Source organism: Nocardia sp. NPDC019219 (genome assembly GCF_040632645.1).
Classification (GTDB): domain Bacteria; phylum Actinomycetota; class Actinomycetes; order Mycobacteriales; family Mycobacteriaceae; genus Nocardia; species Nocardia sputorum.
The window spans coordinates 114,571-134,433 of record NZ_JBEYCG010000006.1 but is presented as its reverse complement, the minus strand read 5'-3'; the positions used below and the strand labels follow the sequence as shown (position 1 = coordinate 134,433).

The following is a 19,863-nucleotide window of genomic DNA, read 5'->3' as shown; positions in this document are numbered from 1 at the left end:
GTTCCGCGCTGCGATCGATGCGGTAGGCGGATGTCCCGTGCCCGTGTCGAATCCGCTTCCGCGATGTCCTCGATGTCGAACGGAGTCGAGGCCTTGCCGAGCGACCAAATGATCTTCTTGCTTCTGGATCTCGTCCTGATCGTGGCCGCCGCGCGCCTGCTGGGCTGGCTCGCCGCGAGGGTGGGCCAGCCCCCGGTGATCGGCGAGATCGTGGCAGGCATACTCGCGGGCCCCACGGTCCTCGGAGTCCATCTGTCGGAGACGATCTTCCCGCACGACACGCGTTCGTATCTCACGGCGTTCGCGAACGTCGGCGTGATGATCTTCATGTTCTCGGCCGGACTCGAGATGGATCTCCGGTCGGTCGCCGGGCGGCGGCGGTCGGTCACGGCGATCGCGCTGTCGGCCTATCTCACGCCGTTCGCGCTCGGTTCGGTCATCGCGCTGTGGGCGCTGGCCCGGCACGACGGCGGCAACCAGCTCAGCTTCGCGCTCTTCATCGGTTGCGCGCTCGCCGTCACCGCGTTCCCGGTGCTGGCGCGCATCCTGCACGACCGCAAATTGCTCGGCACCCGACTCGGCCAGTCCGCCATGACCTGCGCCGCACTCGACGACATCCTCGCCTGGTGTGTCCTGGCGGTGGTCATCGGCATCGCCCGACCCGGCCTCGGCCACCACTGGCGATTGCTGCTGTTCGTTCCGCTGGTCATGATGATGTGGTGGGCGGTACGTCCCGCCCTGGACCGCCTCGCGGGCACCGGATCCGAGAAGAACACCGCCAATATGGTCTTCATCGGCGTCTCCGGCGCTCTACTGCTCGGAGCCGCCACCGAATGGATCGGGTTGCATCTGATCTTCGGCGCGTTCCTGTTCGGCGTCGTCTTCCCCCGACGACTGCGCGCGGCCGTCGACAGCGGCGCCCAACTGCTCAGCAGCATCTTCCTGCCCGCGTTTTTCGTCGTGGCCGGCCTCCAGGTGAACCTGGGCGGACTCGACCGCGCCAGTATCGCCGAGTTCGCCGCGATCATGGGCGCCGCACTCGCGGGCAAACTCGGCGGCACCTACCTGGCGGCTCGCCTCAGCCGCACCGACCGGACCGAGTCCGCGGCACTCGCCGCGCTGATGAACACCCGAGGCTTGACCGAACTGGTCATCCTCAACATCGGACTGACGATCGGCGTTATCGACCAGCGGCTGTACTCGCTGCTGGTCATGATGGCGTTGATCACCACCGCGATGACGGCGCCGCTGCTGAAACTCTTCGGTGTCCCGCGCGTCCTGCCCGACGGCGACCGGGTAACCGGGGCGAAAGGGCCGCGCACCGATTCCGCCGTGCACACCGAGGTCACGGCCCCATGACCCAACGGGGCATTCCGGAAACCACGGGGGCAGGTGCGCCGCTGGGATCCGAGAGCTGCGCTGTGCCAGCCGCTTTCGTCGATGTCGACGAAACGTTGGTGCGTGATGTCACCTTCTTGTCCTTGTTCTCCTTCGACGCGCGGCAACGCGGGCGCGGCGCCGTGGCCGACGCCGTGATCGAGGAGTTCCGGGCGCTGCGGGCGGCGGGAATGAGCCGCGGCGAATCCCATCGGTGGTTCTATCGGCACTGGGCCGGCCGCGAGGTCGCCGAGATCCGGCGCGTCGGCCGTGCATGGTTCGCGTCCCGCGCCGCGGACCCGGCGTTCTTCAATATCGCGGTGCGACAGCGGCTGGAGGTGTTGTCCCGCTCCGGGAGCCGGATCGTCCTGGTGTCGGGCTCGTTCACCCCGGCGCTGCGCCCGATCGCCGAGGCAGTCGGCGCGACGTCGGTGCTGTGTACGACCTTGGCGACGACGGCAGGGCAGTACACCGGCGAGGTCCTCGCGACGATGGTCGGCGCCGACAAATCCGCGGCCTTGCTCCGGTACGCCGAGGAGGCGGTCATCGATCTGTCGTCTTGCGCGGCGTTCGGCGACCACCACTCCGACATCGCGATGTTCGAGCTGGTCGGCCATCCCGTCGTCGTCGGCGACGCCGATCCGCGGCTGCGCGGCTATCCGGCGCGGCGGCTGCCCGGCTAGACCGGGGGCACCCGTCAGTCGCGGATCGTGAACGTGCGCCGATACTGCCCCGGACTGACACCGAGATGGCGCTTGAACACCGCCCGGGTATTGGCCGGGTTGCCCAGGCCGACGCGGTAACCGATCTGGTCGATGGGCAGCTCGGTCGTCTCCAGCAGCTCTCGCGCCTGGTTCAGGCGCGCACTGGTGATCCAGACGTGCGTGGAGGTTCCGGTCTCTTCCCGGAATCGGCGGATGAAACTGCGGCGCGAGAGATTCGACCGCCTCGCCAGGTCCTCGAGCGAATGCCTGCGGTCGAGGTTCGCGAGGATCCACGCGCGTGTCTCGGAGAGCACACCCGCGGAGGTCTGCTTGGGGAACTGCCGGGTGTACTGGGCTTGACCGCCCTCGCGGACCGGTGGCGCCACCAGGTCGCGGGCACGTTCGTTGGCGGCGGCCGCACCGATGTCCTTGCGCACCACGTGCAGGCACAGGTCGATCCCGCTGGTCACGCCGGCGGAGGTCAGCACGTCGCCGTCGTCCACGAACAGACGATCGGCATGGACCTCGACGTCGGGATACCGGCTCTGCAGCAACGCCGCGGCCCGCCAGTGCGTCGTCGCGGGCCGGTGGGCCAGCAGCCCCGCGGCGGCCAGCGCGAACGCGCCGGTGCAGATCGACAGCATGCGCGCGCCTCGGCCGTGGGCGTCGCGAAGCGCGCGGAGCACCGGTTCCGGCGGCGGCGTCGCGTAGGAGGCGTAACCGGGCACCACCACCGTTTCCGCGTGCCGCAGAGCCTCCAGCCCGGCCACCGCCACACAGGACAACCCCGGCACCGACGTCGGCGCCGTCGGCGAGACCGCGCACACCTCCAGCCGGTAGTGGGGGTCGGAGCCGAACACGTCGATCGGGATCGCGGCATCCAGAACGACCACTTCGTCGGGGATGACCACGGTCACTCGGCGCGCGCCCCCATCCGATTGCATGGCCCGATCGTAGCGGTGATCGGCACTCGGGCTACTACCCCGGCCTTCCGGCGCGCACATAGCCTCGCTGGAGCATCCGAGCCGACAAGCCGAAAGAAGGGGTTTGATGTCCGATTTGACGGACTTCTCCACCAGCAACGGAGGGTTCCGGGGTGTGGTCGTGACCGCCGTGGAGATGTCGACCGCTGTCGGCGCCGACACCGATGCGACATGGAAAGGACTGCTCGCCGGGGAGACCGGGATCGCCAAGGTGCAGGACCCCGACTTCGAGCGCTTCCAAGTCCCCGTCGATATCGGCGGCCAGTTCAAGCTCGATCCGACCGACGAACTCAGCCGAGTCCAGAAGCGTCGCATGTCCTACGTCCAGCAGATCGCCTATGTCATGGGCAACCGGATCTGGGACACCGCGGGCCGCCCCGAGGTCGATCTCGATCGGCTCGGCGTCTGCATCGGCACCGGCCTCGGCGGCGCCGACACGATCATCGAGTCCAACGACCAGATGCAGAACGCGGGCTACCGCAAGGTGTCCCCCTTCGCGGTGCCGATGGCCATGCCCAACGGCGCCGCCGCGGTGGTCGGGTTGGAACTCGGCGCGCGCGCCAGCGTGATCACCCCCGTCTCCGCGTGCGCGTCGGGATGCGAGGCGCTGGTGCACGCGTGGCGTTCGATCATCCTGGGCGAGGCCGACATCATCGTCGCGGGCGGCGTGGAAGGCCGGATCAACCCGCTGGCCGTGGCCGGATTCTCGATGATGCGGGCGTTGAGCACCCGGATCGACGAGCCCGAGCGCGCCTCCCGCCCGTTCGACCGGGACCGCGACGGTTTCGTGTTCGGCGAAGCCGCCGCGCTGTTCGTGCTGGAGTCGGAGGACCACGCACGGGCGCGCGGGGCCAAGCCGCTGGCACGACTGATGGGCGCGGGCCTGACCGCCGACGGCTACCACATGGTCCTCCCGCATCCGGAGGGCGCGGGCAACATCCGGGCGATGCGCCGCGCGATCGAAACGGCGGGCGTGAGCCCCACCGACATCGACCACGTCAATGCCCACGCCACGGCCACCCCGTTCGGCGACCTGGCGGAAGCCAAGGGCATCCGCGCGGCGGTGGGCGATCACGCCTCGGTCTACGCGCCCAAGTCCGCGTTGGGTCACTCGGTCGGCGCGGTCGGCGCGGTCGAAGCCGCCTTGACCGTGCTCAGCATCCGGGACGGAGTGGTGCCGCCCACGCTGAACCTGGACAACCAGGACCCGGAGATCGAGCTCGACATCGTCCACGGCAGCGCGCGCACCCAGAATATCGAGTACGCGCTGAACAACTCGTACGGTTTCGGCGGCCACAACGCGGCGGTCGTCTTCGGCCGCTGCTGACCGGAGAGCCGTCACCCGCAGGGTCACGCGTGGCGGGCGCGGCGGCCGGACTCCTCTTCGCCGGTTCGATCGCTTCCGGCGCTTCGACGGGCGCGCTTTCCGCGCGCGATCTCCGTCGCCAGCGCGTCGAGCGGTTGCGCGAACCGGTGCAACGGGTCCGCCAGCTCGGTCAGCCAGGCTCGGGCGGCGTCGAGGCCCGAGGGGTCGAGGGCGTACCACCGTCGCGTGCCCTCGGCGCGGACGAGCACCAGCCCGGCGTCGCGGAGCACCTTGAGGTGCTGGGAGACGCCGGGCTGCGAGATCCGCGTGTGCTGTTGCACGGCGGCGACCACCGCGCCCGCGGGCTGTTCCTCGGTCGCCACCAATTCGAGGATGAACCGGCGGACCGGGTCGCCGAGCGCCTCGAAGATCTGTGCGGGAGCCCGATCCATCAGGACTCGGTGCCGTCCTCGGGAACGACCGTGTAGAAGTCGACGGTCCGCAGCGCCGCCGCGTTCGCCGCGGCCGGTTCGTCACCGTCGCCGACGGCAGCCTCCGCCCAGCCCAGCGCCGCCGTCCGGACGAACGTCACGCCCTCGGGGGTCGTCGGGAAGGCAAGGGCCTCGGCCGCGTCCACCGGCGCTCCGCTCGAAAGATGCAGCCCGAGGCCCACCAGAGCGAGATCCCACCCGACGCCGACCGCGCCGGGTCCGTACTGGTCCCAGAACTCCGGAGCGACCGGGGCCTCGTGCCGCAGCTCCAGCTCGGTGCCGTCCTCGATCGGCGTGAGGGTGACCGTCACCCATGAGATCTGCGGACCCATCTCCCATGTCACGGCGAACCGTTCCGGCGCATCGCAGTGTTCGACGACACCGTTGGCATTGCCCTCGAGCTGATAGCGGCCGCCGACCCGCAGGTCACCGCTGACGGGCAGGAACCAGCGCGGGATCCGGTCGATATCGGTGAGCGCGTCCCACAGATCCGCCTGATCGGTCGGGTAACGGCGGCGGGCGACGGCGATCCGGGTCGGCGCGCCGTCGCGCGATCCGGTGCGGACTTCACGGGTGACGAGCCCGGCGACGGCGGCGGGATCGGACAACAACGGCATGAGCTCCTCCTTGATAAGTTTTAACTTATATTAGCGAGCGACAGCGAGCGCGCAAGCACCCGACCGCATCCGGCCGCGGCGTGCGGGCCATGGATCCGACGAACTGCCGGCCGATCAGCCGCTCGGGGACACCCCCGCGATGGCGCGCAGCGCGGAGATCATGCCCGCGACCGGGATGCCGGGGTCGATGGATCGGAACAAGCCCAGCCCGACGCCGAGCGCCAGCACCGCGACAGCGGCTTCCGCCTGCGGCATCGGCGCGGGGTGATCGCCGGTCGCCGTCAACGCCGCCCCGACCATGCCCGTGATGTTGCCGAGCCGGGTCGCGAGTTCGGCGCGGAGGTGTTCGTCGCGCCGCGCCTGGACGCCGAACTCCAGTTCCAATCGCGTCCAGTCGGGATCACCGACCACCCGTTCGGCCCATTCCGTCATCCGCTCGAGCCGCTCGGCGGCCGTAGGCGCGGCGATGATCGCGGCGACTTCCGCCGCCCGCTCGCCATGGATTTCGTCGAGCACGGCCAGACACAACTCGTCTTTGGTGCGGAAGTTCGAATACACCGCCCCTTTGGTGAAACCGGCCGCTTTCGCGACCTTCTCCAGAGTCGTCGCCTGATAGCCGTCCGTCAGAAAAAGCCGTTTGGCGGTCGCGATCAATACGGTGCGCGTCCGCGCTTGACTTTGCGCTCGTGTCGGCCGCGAACGCCCTGTCCCCCGAAGCGGCCGACACTCATCGCTATTCCCGGACAATCTCTACCCCTTACAGATACTCTCAGTATCCGATTCTAGATGCCCTGGGTATCCCAATCGCAGGAAGGATCGCATCGTGAGGAGCCGAATACTCAGATTGGCCACAGCTTTGACGGGAACTTTCCTCGTGGTCGGGGGCGGGGCGATCGCCGCCCCGCAAGCATGGACGGAACCGGCCGCGGAGACCGTGGCCGGCGACGATTTCTACATTCCGCCCGCGTCACCGGCGGGCGCGCCGGGCTCCATCATCCGCGCCGAAGCGTCGCGCCTGGCGATTTCGGTCCCCGGACAACCGGGGCAGATCCCCGCGACGTCGACGCGGATCATGTATGCCAGCAGTGATACCCACGGCGAGCGGGCGGCGGTGGTGGGCACCTATCTGGAGCCGGCTCAGCCATGGACCGGTCCGGGCGACCGCCCGCTGATCGCGTACGCGGTCGGCACGAAGGGGCAGGGCGATCAGTGCGCGCCCTCGAAACTGCTCGCGCAATTCATCCAATACCAGCCCCCGTTCGACGTCATCGTCGAATACGACGTGCTGGCGCTGTACACACTGCTGGCCCGGGGCATGGCGGTGATGGTGACCGATTACCACGGTCTGGGCACACCGGCGGTGCACGACTATCTCAACCGGAAATCACAGGCGTACGCACTGCTCGACGCGGCGCGTGCGGCGCTGCAATTGCCCGGCACCAGCCTCCATCCCGGCTCGCCCGTCATCCTGTACGGGTACTCCCAGGGTGGCATGGCCTCCGCCGGCGCGGCCGAACTGCAGCCGAGCTACGCCCCCGAGTTGAACGTGCGGGGCGCCTACGCCGGCGGACCGGTCGTGGACGACGAATACTTCATCGGATTCAACGACGGCCGGGCTCCGCTCGGACCCGCCTTCGCGTGGATTCTCAACGGCATCGCCGCGAACTATCCCGAAACCCGACCGGTGCTCGACGCCGAACTCAACGACACCGGTAAGGCGATCCTGCGCGAGTCGGCGGACAAGTGCGCCGTACCGCTCGGACTGGCCCAGCAGTTCCCGAACACCTCGCAGTGGACCACCAGCGGGCAGCCGCTCACCGCGGTGATCGATCAGTCCCCGGTCCTGAAGGCGGCGTTCAACGATCAGCGCGTCGGAACGCTCACCCCGCGGGTGCCCGTCCTCATCGCCTCGAGCCCGATCGACGAGGGTGCGCCCTACGTGCCCGTCCGTGAACTGGCTGCCGGATGGTGCGGCGGCGGCGCGCCGGTCCAATTGAACGCGAACGGCGAACTTCCCAGCGTCATCAGCGGGTTGCGGGCCACCCACGTGCTGGCGTTCTTCCCGTCCCTGGTGGCATCACAGGACTGGATGACACAGCGGCTCGCCGACCAGCCGGCACCGTCCAATTGCGGGGCACTGCCCTGATTTGCGGAAACACCGAACAGTCGGATACCGTCGGTATCTCGATCGGAGTCTCGGCGCAGCGCCTCGCGCAGCGGTTCCACCCGTAGCGCCGTGATCTCCTCGCACAGTGGTCGGCCGCGGTTCGGTCCCACGACCGAGCCGCGGCCGACTTGCTGCCCGGGACGCGCGAATCCCCAGGCGGCGAGTAGCTTCACCCGCAATCGTTCATACGCCCGCCGGAGTCGGCGGATGATGTGCACTGAGTCAGCCGTGTCGCTGTTCCACCGTTCGTCAGCTAGATCGATTTCGGTACAGAAAGGTTCGAATGTCGGAGTTGGCTCATCCCCACCGGCCTGAGCCGCTCGGGGGCGCACAGCGGTGACTCTCGGAGATCCGGCCCGGATCGACTCGTCCCCGACATGGCGGCGCGGACCGGCGCGCACTGCCCGCTCAGCCGACGGTTTCGACGGATCGCCACCAGCCAGCGAACTTCTAGCTATTCTTGAATCGCGTGCACGGTGTAGGTGTTCTCCGCAGTCGGAACTGTCGGTTGAGTGTTGTCCTCACGGATCGGCGAGATGACTATGACGATCTTCGAGCACACGCAAGCCCGCGACCCCAAACGCTATCTGTGGGTTCTGGGTCTGATCGCCCCGGGTTGCGCGCTTCTTCCCTCTCAGCTGGTGGTACACACCGGGCTGGAGGTGTTCTGGTGGATCGGGCCGATCATCGTGCTGGTGATCATCCCGCTGCTGGATTGGACCATCGGCGACGACGGAAGCAACCCTCGCGACGAAGACTACGAGGCGTTGTCCAACGACCGTTACTACCGGTGGTGCACCTTTCTCTTCCTGCCGCTGCAGTTCATCGGCCTGCTCATCGCCTGCTACTTGTGGGCCAGCCATGAGCTGAGCCTGGCCGACAAGCTCGGCTTGGCCGTCACCCTCGGCTTCGTCTCGGGGATCGGCATCAACGCGGCCCACGAACTCGGCCACCGCTCCGAACGTCTCGAGCGGTGGCTGGCCAAGATCGCGCTCGCGCAGTCCGGGTACGGGCACTTCTTCGTGGAGCACAATCGCGGCCATCACGTCCGCGTCGCCACGCCCGAGGACCCGGCCAGCGCCCGCTTCGGCGAATCGCTGTGGCAATTCCTGCCGCGCACGATAACGGGGGGATTCCGCTCCGCTCTCGACCTGGAGCGCAAGCGGCTGGCGCGCAACGGCAAACGCTGGCTCAGCCCCAGCAATCATCTCCTGCAAGCGTGGGCGATGAGCGCGGCGCTGTTCACCACCCTGATCGCGGTTTTCGGCCCCGGCACGATCCCGTATCTCGCCATTCAGGCGGTCATCGGCGCGGGGCTACTCGAGACCGTCAACTACGTCGAGCACTACGGACTGCTGCGCACCCGGCGCCCGGACGGCCGGTACGCCCGCTGCTCGCCGCGCGACAGCTGGAACAGCGACCGCTTGGTCACCAACATCTTCCTGTTCCACCTGCAACGCCACAGCGACCACCACGCCAATCCCGGTCGCCGTTACCAAACCCTCCGTAGCTGCGACGTGGCGCCCCAGCTACCTGCGGGCTACGCCACCATGGTCGTGCTCGCCGCGATCCCGCCGCTGTGGCGCGCGGTCATGGACCACCGCGTCCTGGACCACTACAACGGCGACCTCACGCTGGTCAACACCAAGCCCCACAGGCGCAGGCTCGTCCTGCCGATCCGGCGTCCGCGTGCGGAAGCGCCGACGGATGCGAGCCCGCGCGCCCACAGCTCGAACCCGTCCACCGACACCGACGAGGACTGGTTCCCAACCGAGGCGAATCGGTGACGCCACCGCCTGCGGAGCAAGCCCTCCGCAGCCGAACCTCGGGGCTCACAACAGCGCGGATCGGTGCCGAGCATCGGGTTTGCGGCAGGTGAACTGCATGACGTCGGTGTGTCCACGGCGGAAGTACTCCGCGGACCCGGTCAGATACCGCAGGTAGGCGTTGTAGGTGTCCTGCCCGGCGAGCCGGACCGCCTGATCCCGGTGCTCACGCAGGGCGTCGGCCCAGCGGTCCAGGGTGGTGGTGTAGTGCGGACCCAGTGCCTGCACGTCGGCGACGGTGAATCCGGCGTCCTCCGCGTATTCGGTGATCCCTTTGGGGTGGTGGCCGGTCGGTAGCGGAAGCTGGCCACCGGGGAAGATGGTCTCGCGCAGGAACCGCAAGAACGCGAAATCGTCGCTGGTGATCCGGCCTCCGTGCGCCCGCAGATGGTCGCGGCTGTGACTCACCACGGTCTGCAGCAGCAGCACCCCGTCCGCGGGCATGATCCGGTAGGCGAAATCGAAGAACTCCCCGTAGCGGTCCACCGGCAGGTGTTCCAGCGCTCCGATGCACACGATCCGGTCGGCGCGCCGGTCGAAGTCCTCCCAGCCCTGCACGCGCACCCCGCCGTACGGGCGCCCACGGATCAGCCGGTCGACGAGCATGTCCCGCACGTAACGGTACTGATTACGGCTTCGGGTCAACCCGATCGTGTTCACCCCGTAGGTGTCCATGGCGCGCAGCATGGTCGAACCCCATCCGCAGCCGACGTCCAGCAAGGTCATCCCCGGCTGCAGATCGCATTTGGCCAAGGCGAGATCGATCTTCGCCATCTGGGCTTTTTCCAGGGTGTCGTCGGAGTGGGTCCACAGCGCGCAACTGTAGGTCCGGGTCGGGTCGAGGAACAGTCCGAAGAACTCGTCCGGCAGCTCTTCCCGGCAGAGGACTTCGCGGTAGAGAGGGGCTTGAACACTCATGACGGCGGAACTTTCTCGCAAACCAGCACTGCTGTTCAGCGGGAGCCGCCGGGCCGTGACGGCTTCCAGCCGGATGCGACCACGATGTCCGTAGACGCACCGACCACTCGCTGCCGACGAGGTCTCCCGCGCCGACAGCAACGTCGCCGACGTGTCCGGACCTCGGCCGGCACTCCTTCACGCTACCTCGACACCCGAGAACCTGTTCTCGTAACCGGCCAGATCAGCAAACACACGGCGCCACCATGCCACCCGACCGCTGGGCGATCTCGGGCCTCGCCCCCGCCATAGGACCGCGCGTACCCGCGTGGGCAAGTGCGCTCGGGGCGCGGAAGGCAGCACAGGTCAGGTAGCGCACTACTCGGGTCAGGATGCCCTCGGATAGCTACATTTGCCTCATATCGCATCCAGCACCTGCCGCCCGGCCTCGGACGGATCGGTCACCACTCGGCGCGGAGTGCGGCACGCCGCCGTGACGACGTTGTCACGGCTCGCGGGCGGGACCTTTCGGCAGGTGCTCGGCACCCGATCACAAGCGGCGCCCTGAACGTCGGGGCGTGCGCACGACCACTCCTGATCTGATCATTTGATCAGGTATGATTCCCGTACCGATGGGGAAGGTGGGAGAGGTCGATGACTGCGGAGCCGGTAGTACGTACTCGGACCGATCGACGCCGGGAACGCACCCGCAACGCGCTGCTGGCGGCCGCACGGAAGTTCCTGTCGGAAGGCAGGTCGGCGGTGAGCATCCAAGAGATCACCGACGCCGCCGACGTCGGTTTCGGCTCGTTCTACAACCACTTCCAGACCAAAGAGCAGCTGTTCGACGAGGCGGTGAGCTCGGCGCTGGAGGTCTACGCCCAGATGCGCGACGAGATCGTCCGGCTCTACGACGATCCGGCCGAGGTGTTCGCGGTGAGTTTCCGGATGACCGGCCGGTTGCAGCGGCAGGTGCCCGAGATGGTGCGGGTCATCCTGCATTCGGGCATGTCGGTGCTCTCCCGTGACGAGGGTCTGGCCCCTCGAGCGCGCCGCGACATCCTCGCCGCCCAAGATGCGGGCCGGTTCGAGGAGATGGATCCGGAGATGGCGGTGATGGCCGCGGGCGGCGCGCTGCTGGGGTTGTTACAGCTGCTCGAGCAGCGCCCCGACGCCGATGCCGGGGCGCTGTCGGACGAGATGACCTTCCACGTCCTGCGCATGTTCGGGATGCCGAAACGCTCGGCCCGCAAGTTGGTGTCCGCGCCGCTTCCTCCCCAGCCGCCGTTGTGAAGGCGTTCGGCGCGCGGCGTTACCCCGATCACGCCGGTGGTCATCGAGTCTCCTCGTATTGCGGCGTTCCGTCGGCGCCGGTGACCGGCTGGTCGACCGTGAGCCGTCCTGGAAGTGCGGATATGCCCAGTTGCCGGCGCAATTCGGCGACCAACGGCCCGCCGCGACCGGGGGCGGCGACACCGAAGACGAACCGGTCGGGGCGCAGGACGACCACGCCGCCGGTGCGCAGTCCCGCCTTGGCGAACCATCGGGTCAGCGTGCCGGTGTGGTCTTCGACATCGATGACGTCGTCACGTCCGTCGCCCGGTTTGCCCTGCGGGCGTCCGCCGATCGGGTACACGGTTACGAAAGCGGCGCCGAGACAACTCAGCACCGCCGAATCCTCCGGCCCCAGAACCCGGCGGGGATCGGTCCCATAACCCAGCACCGCGAACCCGACCCCCAATACGTCGTCCAGGCGCCGATGGCGTCCGTCGTAGTCGCGGACGTCCGGCTGCGGGGCCAACGTTCCTTCCACACCGCGCAGGCGGCGCCGGGGTAGACCGAGGTATGCGCCGCAGCGGAAACGCGGCCGCGGTTTCATCTTCGCGCCGCGGATCCAGCCGCCGAGCCCGGGCACCCGCAAGGCGGTGGTGAGACCGACGTCCCTGCCCGCCGCGATCATCTTGTTGTCGATCGAGACGAGCTTCTTGTTCAGCACGGACAGATCGATCATCGCCTTGGCGTGCGGCCGTCGTTCCGACTCGTAGCTGTCCAGGATCTCCAGCGCCGCACCGTGTTCCAGGATCGCGGCCAGCTTCCAGGACAGGTTGTCCGCGTCGCGCACCCCGGAGTTCATGCCCTGCCCGATGAACTGCGGGGTCATGTGCGCGGCGTCGCCCGCGACGAGGATTCGCCGGTCGCGCCAGCGGTCGGCGACGACCGCGTTGAAGGTGTAGACCAGCTTGCGCAGCACCTCCACTTCGTCCGGATCGACGAACCGGGCGATGTAGCGGCGCACCGTGTCCGGGTCCTCCATCTCCTCCTTCGTCTGCGACGGCGACAGCATGAACTCGAAGCGGTGATGCCGATCCGGCTGCGGGCAGGACACGATCGGCAGTTCGGGATCGCACACGAAGTCGAAGTACGGCAGATGCCGGAAGGCATCGACACCGTCGCGGGCGCGCAGATCGACCACCAGCCACCGTTCCGGAAAACTGGTGCCGGACATCTCGATACCGAGCTTGGTGCGCACCACACTGCGCCCGCCGTCGCAGCCGACCAGGAACTCGGCCCGCACCCGTTCGGCAGTGCGCGGATCGGTGTCCGCCGGATGCTTGCCGTATCCGGTGCCCCGGCATTCGACGTGCTCGACGCTCACGCCGTCGGCGTCCTGCTCGAAATCGACGACCGCGCGGCCGCGCCGCACCGTGACGTGCGGATAGCGGCCGAGCGCCCGTTCCAGGGTGTTCTCCAGATACGGCTGGTACAGGAAATTGACCACCGGCCAGCCCAGCGGCCGATCGGTCTGATGGAACTGCGCCAGCACCGAGCCGTCCGCGCGCACCCACTGCACGGTCGAATCGATGTTCATGTCCGCCGCCAATTCGTCCGCGGCGCCCGCGGTCTGGAAGATTCGCATACCTTCGTCGTCGGTGTAGACCGCACGAGCCAGCCCGTAGTACTCCGGTTCGCGTTCCAGCGCCAGCACCCGCACCCCACGCCGTCCCAGCAGGTTGGCCAAGGTCAACCCGGTCGGGCCGAGGCCGACCACTACGACATCCACATCGAAAACGCTCATCGCGATGGTCCTCCCGCCAGTTGGGGAACAGTGGGTTCCGGTGTGCGCACGGTCCGCAGGGCGTGCCGGAATTGGGCGAACTTGTCCAGCACCGTCTCCCCCACCGTCGTGTGGCCCCAGACGCTGATGCCGTGATAGGTGCTCGGTTCCCAGGTCGATTCCAGTTCCGGACCGATCACCACCGGATTCCAGCCGACCTCCAGCTCGAAGCCCGACGGCGTCACGCAATAGAACGACAGCTCACGATCGTTGGTGTGCTGGCCGACCGACCACGCCATACGGAAACCCAGATCGGTGACCCGCCCGTACGCGGCCAGCATGTCGTCCAGGCTCGCGGACTGGATGTTGATGTGCTGCACGCGCGTGCGCAGCGGATCGATCTTCACCCCGCGCAGGTTCGCGATCGCGATCGAGTGATGGCGCTCGTTCACCCTGAGAAACCGGATCTTCATCTTCAGGCCGGAGACGTTCTCATCGATGTAGTCGGTCAACCGCGCGTCGAACACCGTGTCGTAGTAGCTGCGCATCGACTCCGGTTGGCGGGAAACGATCGCCACGTGACCCATCCCCGCCTCCCCCGTGACCCAGCCGGAACCGATCATCTCCAGCGGCTCCGGAGTCGTCACCGGGGTGGCGAAGATTTCGGTGGCGATGCCTTTGGGGCCCGGGAAGCGCCACAGCCGCTGCACGCCGCGTGCGGCCGCCTGCTCGGCGGTGCCTTCCTCGATCGGCACGCCGCGGTCGCTGACCCGCGCGAGGATGCGTTCGAAGGTCTCGTGGTCGTCGACCTGCCAGCCCAGCGCGGTGACGTCCTCGGCCGGGCCGCGCCGGATGAGGAAACGGCAAGCGTGGTCGTCCAATCGGAAGCGCAGCACGTCGGTGTCGAGTTCGTCGACGTGCATCCCGATCGCCGACGCGCCGAACCGGCGCCAGTCGGCCTGCCGCTGGGAGTGCACCACCACGTAGCCCAGGTGCACCGCACCGAACACCGAGCCCGAGCGCATCAGACCGCTCCCAGGAACGCGCCGGCCAACTCGTTGAACAGCTCCGCGCGCTCCCACTGCACCCAATGGCCGGTCTCGGCCGCCAGGTACAGATCGCAGTGCGGCATCCGCTCGGCGAGCATGCGCCCGCCCGCGGGCCGGTTCACCTTGTCTTCGGCGCCCCAGATCACCAGGGTCGGATGCTGCACTCGCGACAGCCGGGGGTCGCGGGTGAAATCCATCCGCCACAGCGTCCGCAATGCCGACGGGCCCGAGGGACGCCGCAAGGGCGGGTCGGCCACCACGTCCGGATCGAGACTGGCTCGGTAACGCTCGTCGATGACGTCTTCGCCGACGTCGCCTGCATCGTAGACCAGGTATTCGCGGACGAACTCGGCCAGTTTGGCGCGGCTGGGCCCATCGCCGTCGTAGTAGGACAGCAGCGACTGCAGGCCCTTGGTCGGCAACGAGCGCGTGGTGCCCACGCCACCGGGGCCCATGAGGATCAGCTTGCGTACCTTCTCGGGCCGGTCCATCGCCAAACGCAGCGCCGCCGCTCCCCCGTAGGAATTCCCGATCAGGTGTGCCGAGCCGATGCCGAGGGCGTCCAGCAGGCCACCGATAGCCGCGGCCAAGTCACCGAACGGGTCGGACTGATCGATGTGTTTCGTCGAACGCCCGTAGCCGGGCATATCCGGCACGATCACCCGGAAACGCCGGGCCAACGCCGCGACATTGCGGGCGTAGTTCGACATGCCGCTCGCGCCCGGCCCACCCCCGTGCAAGAGCACCACCGCATCGCCGGCGCCGGCCTCGCTGTAGAAGATGTCCCGAGCGCCGACCCGGACAGTCCGCCCGGTCTCGGCGGCGTTGTCGATTGTCATCACTGCCTCCGATTCACTGATCTGATGCAATCATCAGTTATGCGGAAATACTCTGTCAAGCAAAAATGATGAAATCATCAGAATCGGTTGCGTGACGCTCCGGGGTGCGCCAGAGTGAGGGTTCGGACCCTTCGGGCACCCATCGGACCCGGCGCGTCCGGAGAAAGGACTGCTCAATGAACCGCATCGATGTGCATCAGCACCTGATCCCTCCGAGCTACGCCGACGCGCTCCGGGAGCACGGTCTCACCGCTCCCGGTGGACGTGCGCTGCCCGAGTGGAGCGCCGAAGGGGCGCGGGCGTTGATGACGCAAGCCGGGATCGCGGCGGCGGTGCTGTCGGTGTCGACTCCCGGCACCACCTTCCTGGCCGATCCGGCCCAGGCGGCCGCGCTCGCCCGCGCGCTCAACGACGACACCGCCGCGCTGGCGCACGCCGACCCCGACCGGTTCGGTTTCCTCGCCACCCTCGCCATGCCGGACGTCGACGCGGCCGCCACCGAGGCCGAGCGCGCCCTCGACGACCTGGGCGCCGACGGTGTCGTGCTGCTCGGCAACGCGGCGGGGACCTATTTGGGCGAAGAAGGGCAGGACGCCCTCTTCCAGGTGCTGGACCGGAGAGCGGCCGTCGCGTTCGTCCATCCGGCCGACCTGCCCGCGCCCGCCGTGCCGGGTGTTCCGCCGTTCGCCGCGGATTTCCTCCTCGACACCACCCGGGCCGCCTTCCTCCTCGTGCGCAACGGCATCCGGCGCCGGTATCCCAACATCCGTTTCATCCTGAGTCACGCCGGTGGGTTCGTCCCGTACGCCGCGCACCGCATGGCGCTGGCCATCGTCAACGACACCGGGCGCAGCCCGTTGGACATCCTCGACGATTTCGCCGGATTCTATTTCGACACAGCGTTGTCAGCCGGCGCCGCGACGTTACCGAGCCTGCTCGCGTTCGCTGAACCCGGGCACGTGCTCTACGGCAGCGACTGGCCCTTCGCCCCGGAGCCCGCGGTCCATTATTTCAACGCCGGGCTCGACACCTTTTCCGGATGTGACGACACCACGCGGCGAAATATACAGCGCGACAATGCCCTAGCGTTGTTTCCGAAGTTCGGCGACGCCGCGCCGACGCCGGAGCCACCGCTGCTCACCAGGGCGCGAGCGGCCTTGCGGCACCAACTCTTCCGGAGTGTGGCCAAGGCGATGGCCCGCCGCTGAACCGGCGGGTCGGATCGTCCGACCGTCGGGTGGATCGGCGGTCCGGCGTCAGAGGCTCAGCCGCTCGAATTCGGTCGCACAATGCGCGGAGAACACGGTCACCACGTCGCCGTGGTCACGGACGAGTTCGCGCAGCCGCTGCTGATTCTCGATCCGAGACTGCCGCTCGGTGTCCACATACCACTGGAAAATTCGCGTGCCCAAAGGCATGAACGGCTCGGCACACATTTGTCCGTGATAGGTGTAGGCGTCGCCGGCGTGCAACAACCAACCGTTTCCCGTGTCGACAGCGACACCGACATGACCGCGCGTATGTCCGGCCAGGGGAACGAGGAGTATTTCCGGAGGCAGGCCCCGCAGTTCGCGGACCGCCCGGAAATCGAACCAGCTCGACATACTGCTGTCGGATTCGTCGTAAACCGACCACTTGGGTCCGTGCTCGAATTGCGCTCGGCGGTAGCGGAATTCTTCACGACGGCCGTAGGCCCCTTCGGCGGCGTCCAACTCCGCACGGTGGACGTGCACGGTGGCCGCGGGGAAATCGGCTAGGCCGCCCGCGTGGTCGAGATCGAGGTGCGTCACGATGATGTCCCGGACGTCGTCGCGGGCGAAGCCCAGCGCCTCGATCTGCCGGGCGATCGGGTGGTCGAGGGCCGGGTTAGATTGCCGGATGAGCTGCCGCCCGACCCAGGCCTCCGGCCGGATCAGCGCCTGTTCGCCGTATCCGGTGTCGATCAGGGCCAATCCGGCGGAGTGCTCGATCAACAAGCAGTGACACGCGCCGACGGCCCTGCGCCGAACCCCCGGCCGGCCGTCGAACAAACGGCCTCCGAAAGGACGTGTCCCCCCGGCATCCAAATGATGGACACGCACCAGTCCGCTCCTATCCGCGCCGTCCGGTCAGCCACCCTACTCGCCCGTGTCGTCGCGCGCGACAGACGCCGAGCATGCTTGTGACCCGAAACGGCAGTGCGCGAACAGGTTCGGCGCGCCGTTCGCCGCCTCCTCGACCGATATCAGGCGATCTTCAAGGTGCCGCCATCGATGACGTAGTCCGCACCGACGATATTGGCGGCTTTCGGCGACGCGAGGAAGGCGACGAGGGCGGCGACCTCCTCCGGTTCGCTGATCCGGCCGGACGCGATGCCGAACTGCTCGGGGACGGCCGCGAGCAATTCCTCCTGCGAAACGCCCTGCGCCGCGGCGAACTTGGCGCCGACGCCGTGCGGTCCGCGCCACATCGGCGTGCCCACCACACCGGGAGAGACGGTGTTGACCCGCACCCCGCGCGGGCCGTACTCCTCGCTGAGCCGCTTGGTGAGCGCGGTCAACGCGGCCTTGGCCTCGCTGTAACCGACCGGTCCAGCGGCCGGGAGATGCTTGTTGATCGATGAGACGGTGACGATCGAGCCGCGCCGCTCCAGCAGGCTGGGCAGGGCCGCGCGGGTGATCCAGATGGCGCTGAACAAATTCAGATCCAAGAGTTCTCGCCATTGCTCGTCCTCGACGTCGAGGAAGCCGCCCAATTCCAGACGAGCGGCGTTCACGGCGCCGACGTTGTTGACGAGGATGTCGATGCCGCCCAATTCGTCCAGTGCGGCGCCGATCAGCCGGGCCGCTCCCGCCGAGGTGGCAAGATCGACGGAAATCGCAGCGACACTGGATTTTTCGAGTTCGGGGGTGATGGTGCGCGCGGCGCCGACCACTCGGACACCTTCGGCGGACAACGCTTCGGCGACGGCCAGGCCGATGCCGCGACTGGCGCCGGTGACGACGGCGGTCTTGCCGGACAGTTCGAGATCCATGATTGATCCTCTCTTTTCTTGAACTACAGGTCAAAAATATGGGCAGCAAGCGCGGCGGCGGTGGAAAGCGGAATTCAGAGGCCGGTCAGAGCGGTGTCGATGATGCGATGCAAGGTGGGCGCGTCGTAGGTCTTCGCCATCACGCGAAGGCCGACGATGGTGTTCATCAGGAATTCGGCCATCTCCCGCGGGTCGGTGTCCGCGCGCACGTCACCGTCGCGCCGCCCCTGGTCGATTCGGGCCTCCAACGCCGCCATCACGTGGTCCTGCATGGTGCGCACCGCCCGGGTGATCTCCGCATCGTGCCCGGCCAATTCCATGGCCGTGTTCACCGCCAGGCAGCCGCGCCGAACCGGCTGCGCGAGATCGGCGTCGACCATTCCGCGCAGGAAGGCGGCCACGCACTCACGGGTGGTGCCCGGGCGGGTCAGGATGTCGGCGGCCAGCTCGACCCCCAGCCGGTCGTAGCGGTCCAGAGCCCGGTCGAACAACGCGCGCTTGCTGCCGAAAGCGTGGTAGAGACTGCCCTTCCCGATACCGGTGGCATCGGCCAACTGCGCGGGAGAGGTGTTGGCGTACCCATGGGTCCAGAACGCCTCCATGGCCCGTTCCACCACCGTGTCGGGGTCGAAGTTGCGCGGCCTGCCCATGACCGGAACAGTAACGGTTTTAGACCTTTGGGTCAACAAAGTCGGTGGCCGTTTCCGTGGCCAGTGGCGCTATCGGATCGCGCTGAGCGCAACGATGCCCGTCGGTCATGCGCCCGGCTAACCTTCCCGGCAGGACGCTGTTACGGAGGAGCGCGCGGTGACCACTGAGTCGACCATCGACGCCGATACCGCACTACACCCGCTCGACGACCCGGTCAGGGCGTCGCTGCGTGGCGCGCACCGCCGGTTCGCCGGCTGGGTGGGACGGATCGGCCGTTACGACCCGCAGGTCGCCAGGTTCGTAGGCCATCCGCCGGTGCTGAACGCGCAGGACTGGGCCGACTTGGCCACACTGCTCGGACCGGGCGGCAGTACCGCCTTGCGCGGCCACGGCCACGTGCCGCCGGACGGCTGGACAGTGCTGGAGGAGATGGACTCGGTACAAATGGACGGCGCCGCGCTGCGCGTCGCCCAGGACCCGGAATTGGAAGTTCTCACCGCGGCCGATGTGCCCGAGATCCTGGAACTGATCGCCCGCACCGAACCGGGCCCCTACGCGCCGCGGACCATCGAAATGGGCACCTATCTGGGCCTGCGGGTCGGCGGCAGACTGGTCGCGATGGCCGGAGAGCGCCTGCACCCGCCGGGTTGGACCGAGATCAGCGCCGTGTGCACCGACGCGGAATTCCGGGGCCGCGGGTTCGCCACCCGCCTGATCCGCGCGGTCGGCGCAGGCATCCGCGCGCGCGGCGAGACCCCGTTCCTGCACGCGCTGGCCCGCAATACGACAGCGATCGGTCTGTACGAGACGCTGGGCTTCACGCTGCGCAGACGCTCGAAATTGACGGTCGTGCAGGCGCCGACGTCGTTCGGCAGTGCCCTGCGCTGA

At 68.0% G+C, this 19,863-nt stretch carries 19 protein-coding genes; 8 read left to right on the top strand and 11 right to left on the bottom strand.

Annotated elements, in window-relative coordinates; all coding sequences use genetic code 11:
* Nucleotides 1–108: 108 nt before the first annotated feature.
* Together ABZ552_RS14060 and ABZ552_RS14055 are read left to right on the top strand one after the other, a co-directional pair.
* The gene (locus tag ABZ552_RS14060; RefSeq protein ID WP_357437339.1) at nt 109–1,359 is read left to right on the top strand and encodes a cation:proton antiporter; all 1,251 of its coding nucleotides are present in this window, start codon (nt 109–111) and stop codon (nt 1,357–1,359) included.
* Nucleotides 1,356–2,060 carry an HAD-IB family hydrolase gene (locus tag ABZ552_RS14055; protein ID WP_357437336.1) on the top strand — a complete coding sequence of 235 codons (705 nt, stop codon included), beginning with the start codon at nt 1,356–1,358 and terminating at the stop codon, nt 2,058–2,060. The genes ABZ552_RS14060 and ABZ552_RS14055 overlap by 4 nt, the downstream gene beginning before the upstream one ends.
* A gap of 14 nt (nt 2,061–2,074) precedes the next feature.
* On the opposite strand, the gene ABZ552_RS14050 is transcribed toward ABZ552_RS14055, so the two are convergent.
* The gene (locus tag ABZ552_RS14050) at nt 2,075–3,025 is read right to left on the bottom strand and encodes a helix-turn-helix domain-containing protein (RefSeq protein ID WP_281918901.1); all 951 of its coding nucleotides are present in this window, start codon (nt 3,023–3,025) and stop codon (nt 2,075–2,077) included.
* 106 nt (nt 3,026–3,131) lie between these two features.
* Here ABZ552_RS14050 and ABZ552_RS14045 point away from each other — a divergent pair, with 106 nt between their 5' ends.
* Complete coding sequence (locus ABZ552_RS14045) at nt 3,132–4,391, top strand: KasA/KasB family beta-ketoacyl-ACP synthase (protein ID WP_281873923.1); 1,260 nt, start codon at nt 3,132–3,134, stop codon at nt 4,389–4,391.
* Nucleotides 4,392–4,414: 23 nt separating this feature from the next.
* Here the strand turns inward: ABZ552_RS14045 and ABZ552_RS14040 are convergent, their stop codons facing one another.
* The 3 genes from ABZ552_RS14040 to ABZ552_RS14030 form a co-directional block, all read right to left on the bottom strand.
* Nucleotides 4,415–4,822 (bottom strand): metalloregulator ArsR/SmtB family transcription factor, encoded by a 408-nt coding sequence (locus tag ABZ552_RS14040; protein ID WP_357437332.1) that lies wholly within the window; start codon nt 4,820–4,822, stop codon nt 4,415–4,417.
* Nucleotides 4,822–5,478 (bottom strand): SRPBCC family protein, encoded by a 657-nt coding sequence (locus ABZ552_RS14035; RefSeq protein WP_281873927.1) that lies wholly within the window; start codon nt 5,476–5,478, stop codon nt 4,822–4,824. Before ABZ552_RS14035 ends, ABZ552_RS14040 begins: the two co-directional genes overlap by 1 nt.
* A 114-nt stretch (nt 5,479–5,592) precedes the next feature.
* On the bottom strand, nt 5,593–6,132 hold the full coding sequence (locus ABZ552_RS14030) for a TetR/AcrR family transcriptional regulator (RefSeq protein WP_357437329.1): 540 nt from the start codon (nt 6,130–6,132) through the stop codon (nt 5,593–5,595).
* 169 nt (nt 6,133–6,301) lie between these two features.
* Here ABZ552_RS14030 and ABZ552_RS14025 point away from each other — a divergent pair, with 169 nt between their 5' ends.
* Together ABZ552_RS14025 and ABZ552_RS14020 are read left to right on the top strand one after the other, a co-directional pair.
* Nucleotides 6,302–7,624, top strand: a complete 1,323-nt coding sequence (locus ABZ552_RS14025; RefSeq protein WP_357437326.1) for a lipase family protein — start codon at nt 6,302–6,304, stop codon at nt 7,622–7,624.
* Nucleotides 7,625–8,181: 557 nt separating this feature from the next.
* Nucleotides 8,182–9,432: an alkane 1-monooxygenase gene (locus ABZ552_RS14020; RefSeq protein WP_281918904.1), complete on the top strand. Its 1,251-nt coding sequence runs from the start codon at nt 8,182–8,184 to the stop codon at nt 9,430–9,432.
* Between the two features lie 45 nt (nt 9,433–9,477).
* On the opposite strand, the gene ABZ552_RS14015 is transcribed toward ABZ552_RS14020, so the two are convergent.
* A complete protein-coding gene (locus ABZ552_RS14015) occupies nt 9,478–10,389 on the bottom strand; it encodes a class I SAM-dependent methyltransferase (RefSeq protein WP_281918905.1) in 912 nt (303 codons plus the stop codon).
* A gap of 633 nt (nt 10,390–11,022) precedes the next feature.
* Between ABZ552_RS14015 and ABZ552_RS14010 the strand changes: the two genes are divergently transcribed.
* The gene (locus ABZ552_RS14010) at nt 11,023–11,661 is read left to right on the top strand and encodes a TetR/AcrR family transcriptional regulator (RefSeq protein ID WP_281873932.1); all 639 of its coding nucleotides are present in this window, start codon (nt 11,023–11,025) and stop codon (nt 11,659–11,661) included.
* A 40-nt stretch (nt 11,662–11,701) separates the two neighbouring features.
* Here ABZ552_RS14010 and ABZ552_RS14005 read toward each other — a convergent pair whose 3' ends face one another.
* The 3 genes from ABZ552_RS14005 to ABZ552_RS13995 are packed head-to-tail and all read right to left on the bottom strand — an operon-like array spanning nt 11,702 to nt 15,311.
* Entirely contained in the window at nt 11,702–13,444 is a 1,743-nt protein-coding gene (locus ABZ552_RS14005) for a bifunctional 3-(3-hydroxy-phenyl)propionate/3-hydroxycinnamic acid hydroxylase (protein ID WP_357437321.1), read from the bottom strand.
* Complete coding sequence (locus ABZ552_RS14000) at nt 13,441–14,448, bottom strand: VOC family protein (RefSeq protein ID WP_281873934.1); 1,008 nt, start codon at nt 14,446–14,448, stop codon at nt 13,441–13,443. Before ABZ552_RS14000 ends, ABZ552_RS14005 begins: the two co-directional genes overlap by 4 nt.
* Nucleotides 14,448–15,311, bottom strand: coding sequence for an alpha/beta fold hydrolase (locus ABZ552_RS13995; protein ID WP_281873935.1), 864 nt, complete (start codon nt 15,309–15,311; stop codon nt 14,448–14,450). The genes ABZ552_RS14000 and ABZ552_RS13995 overlap by 1 nt, the downstream gene beginning before the upstream one ends.
* A 176-nt stretch (nt 15,312–15,487) precedes the next feature.
* Between ABZ552_RS13995 and ABZ552_RS13990 the strand changes: the two genes are divergently transcribed.
* A complete protein-coding gene (locus ABZ552_RS13990; RefSeq protein ID WP_281873936.1) occupies nt 15,488–16,519 on the top strand; it encodes an amidohydrolase family protein in 1,032 nt (343 codons plus the stop codon).
* Between the two features lie 48 nt (nt 16,520–16,567).
* On the opposite strand, the gene ABZ552_RS13985 is transcribed toward ABZ552_RS13990, so the two are convergent.
* The 3 genes from ABZ552_RS13985 to ABZ552_RS13975 all read right to left on the bottom strand — a co-directional run bounded on the left by ABZ552_RS13985 (nt 16,568) and on the right by ABZ552_RS13975 (nt 18,974).
* Entirely contained in the window at nt 16,568–17,392 is an 825-nt protein-coding gene (locus ABZ552_RS13985; RefSeq protein ID WP_281873937.1) for an MBL fold metallo-hydrolase, read from the bottom strand.
* 143 nt (nt 17,393–17,535) lie between these two features.
* Nucleotides 17,536–18,324, bottom strand: a complete 789-nt coding sequence (locus ABZ552_RS13980) for an oxidoreductase (RefSeq protein WP_281873938.1) — start codon at nt 18,322–18,324, stop codon at nt 17,536–17,538.
* Nucleotides 18,325–18,398: 74 nt separating this feature from the next.
* Entirely contained in the window at nt 18,399–18,974 is a 576-nt protein-coding gene (locus tag ABZ552_RS13975; protein WP_281873939.1) for a TetR/AcrR family transcriptional regulator, read from the bottom strand.
* Between the two features lie 157 nt (nt 18,975–19,131).
* Here ABZ552_RS13975 and ABZ552_RS13970 point away from each other — a divergent pair, with 157 nt between their 5' ends.
* The gene (locus tag ABZ552_RS13970; protein ID WP_281873940.1) at nt 19,132–19,863 is read left to right on the top strand and encodes a GNAT family N-acetyltransferase; all 732 of its coding nucleotides are present in this window, start codon (nt 19,132–19,134) and stop codon (nt 19,861–19,863) included.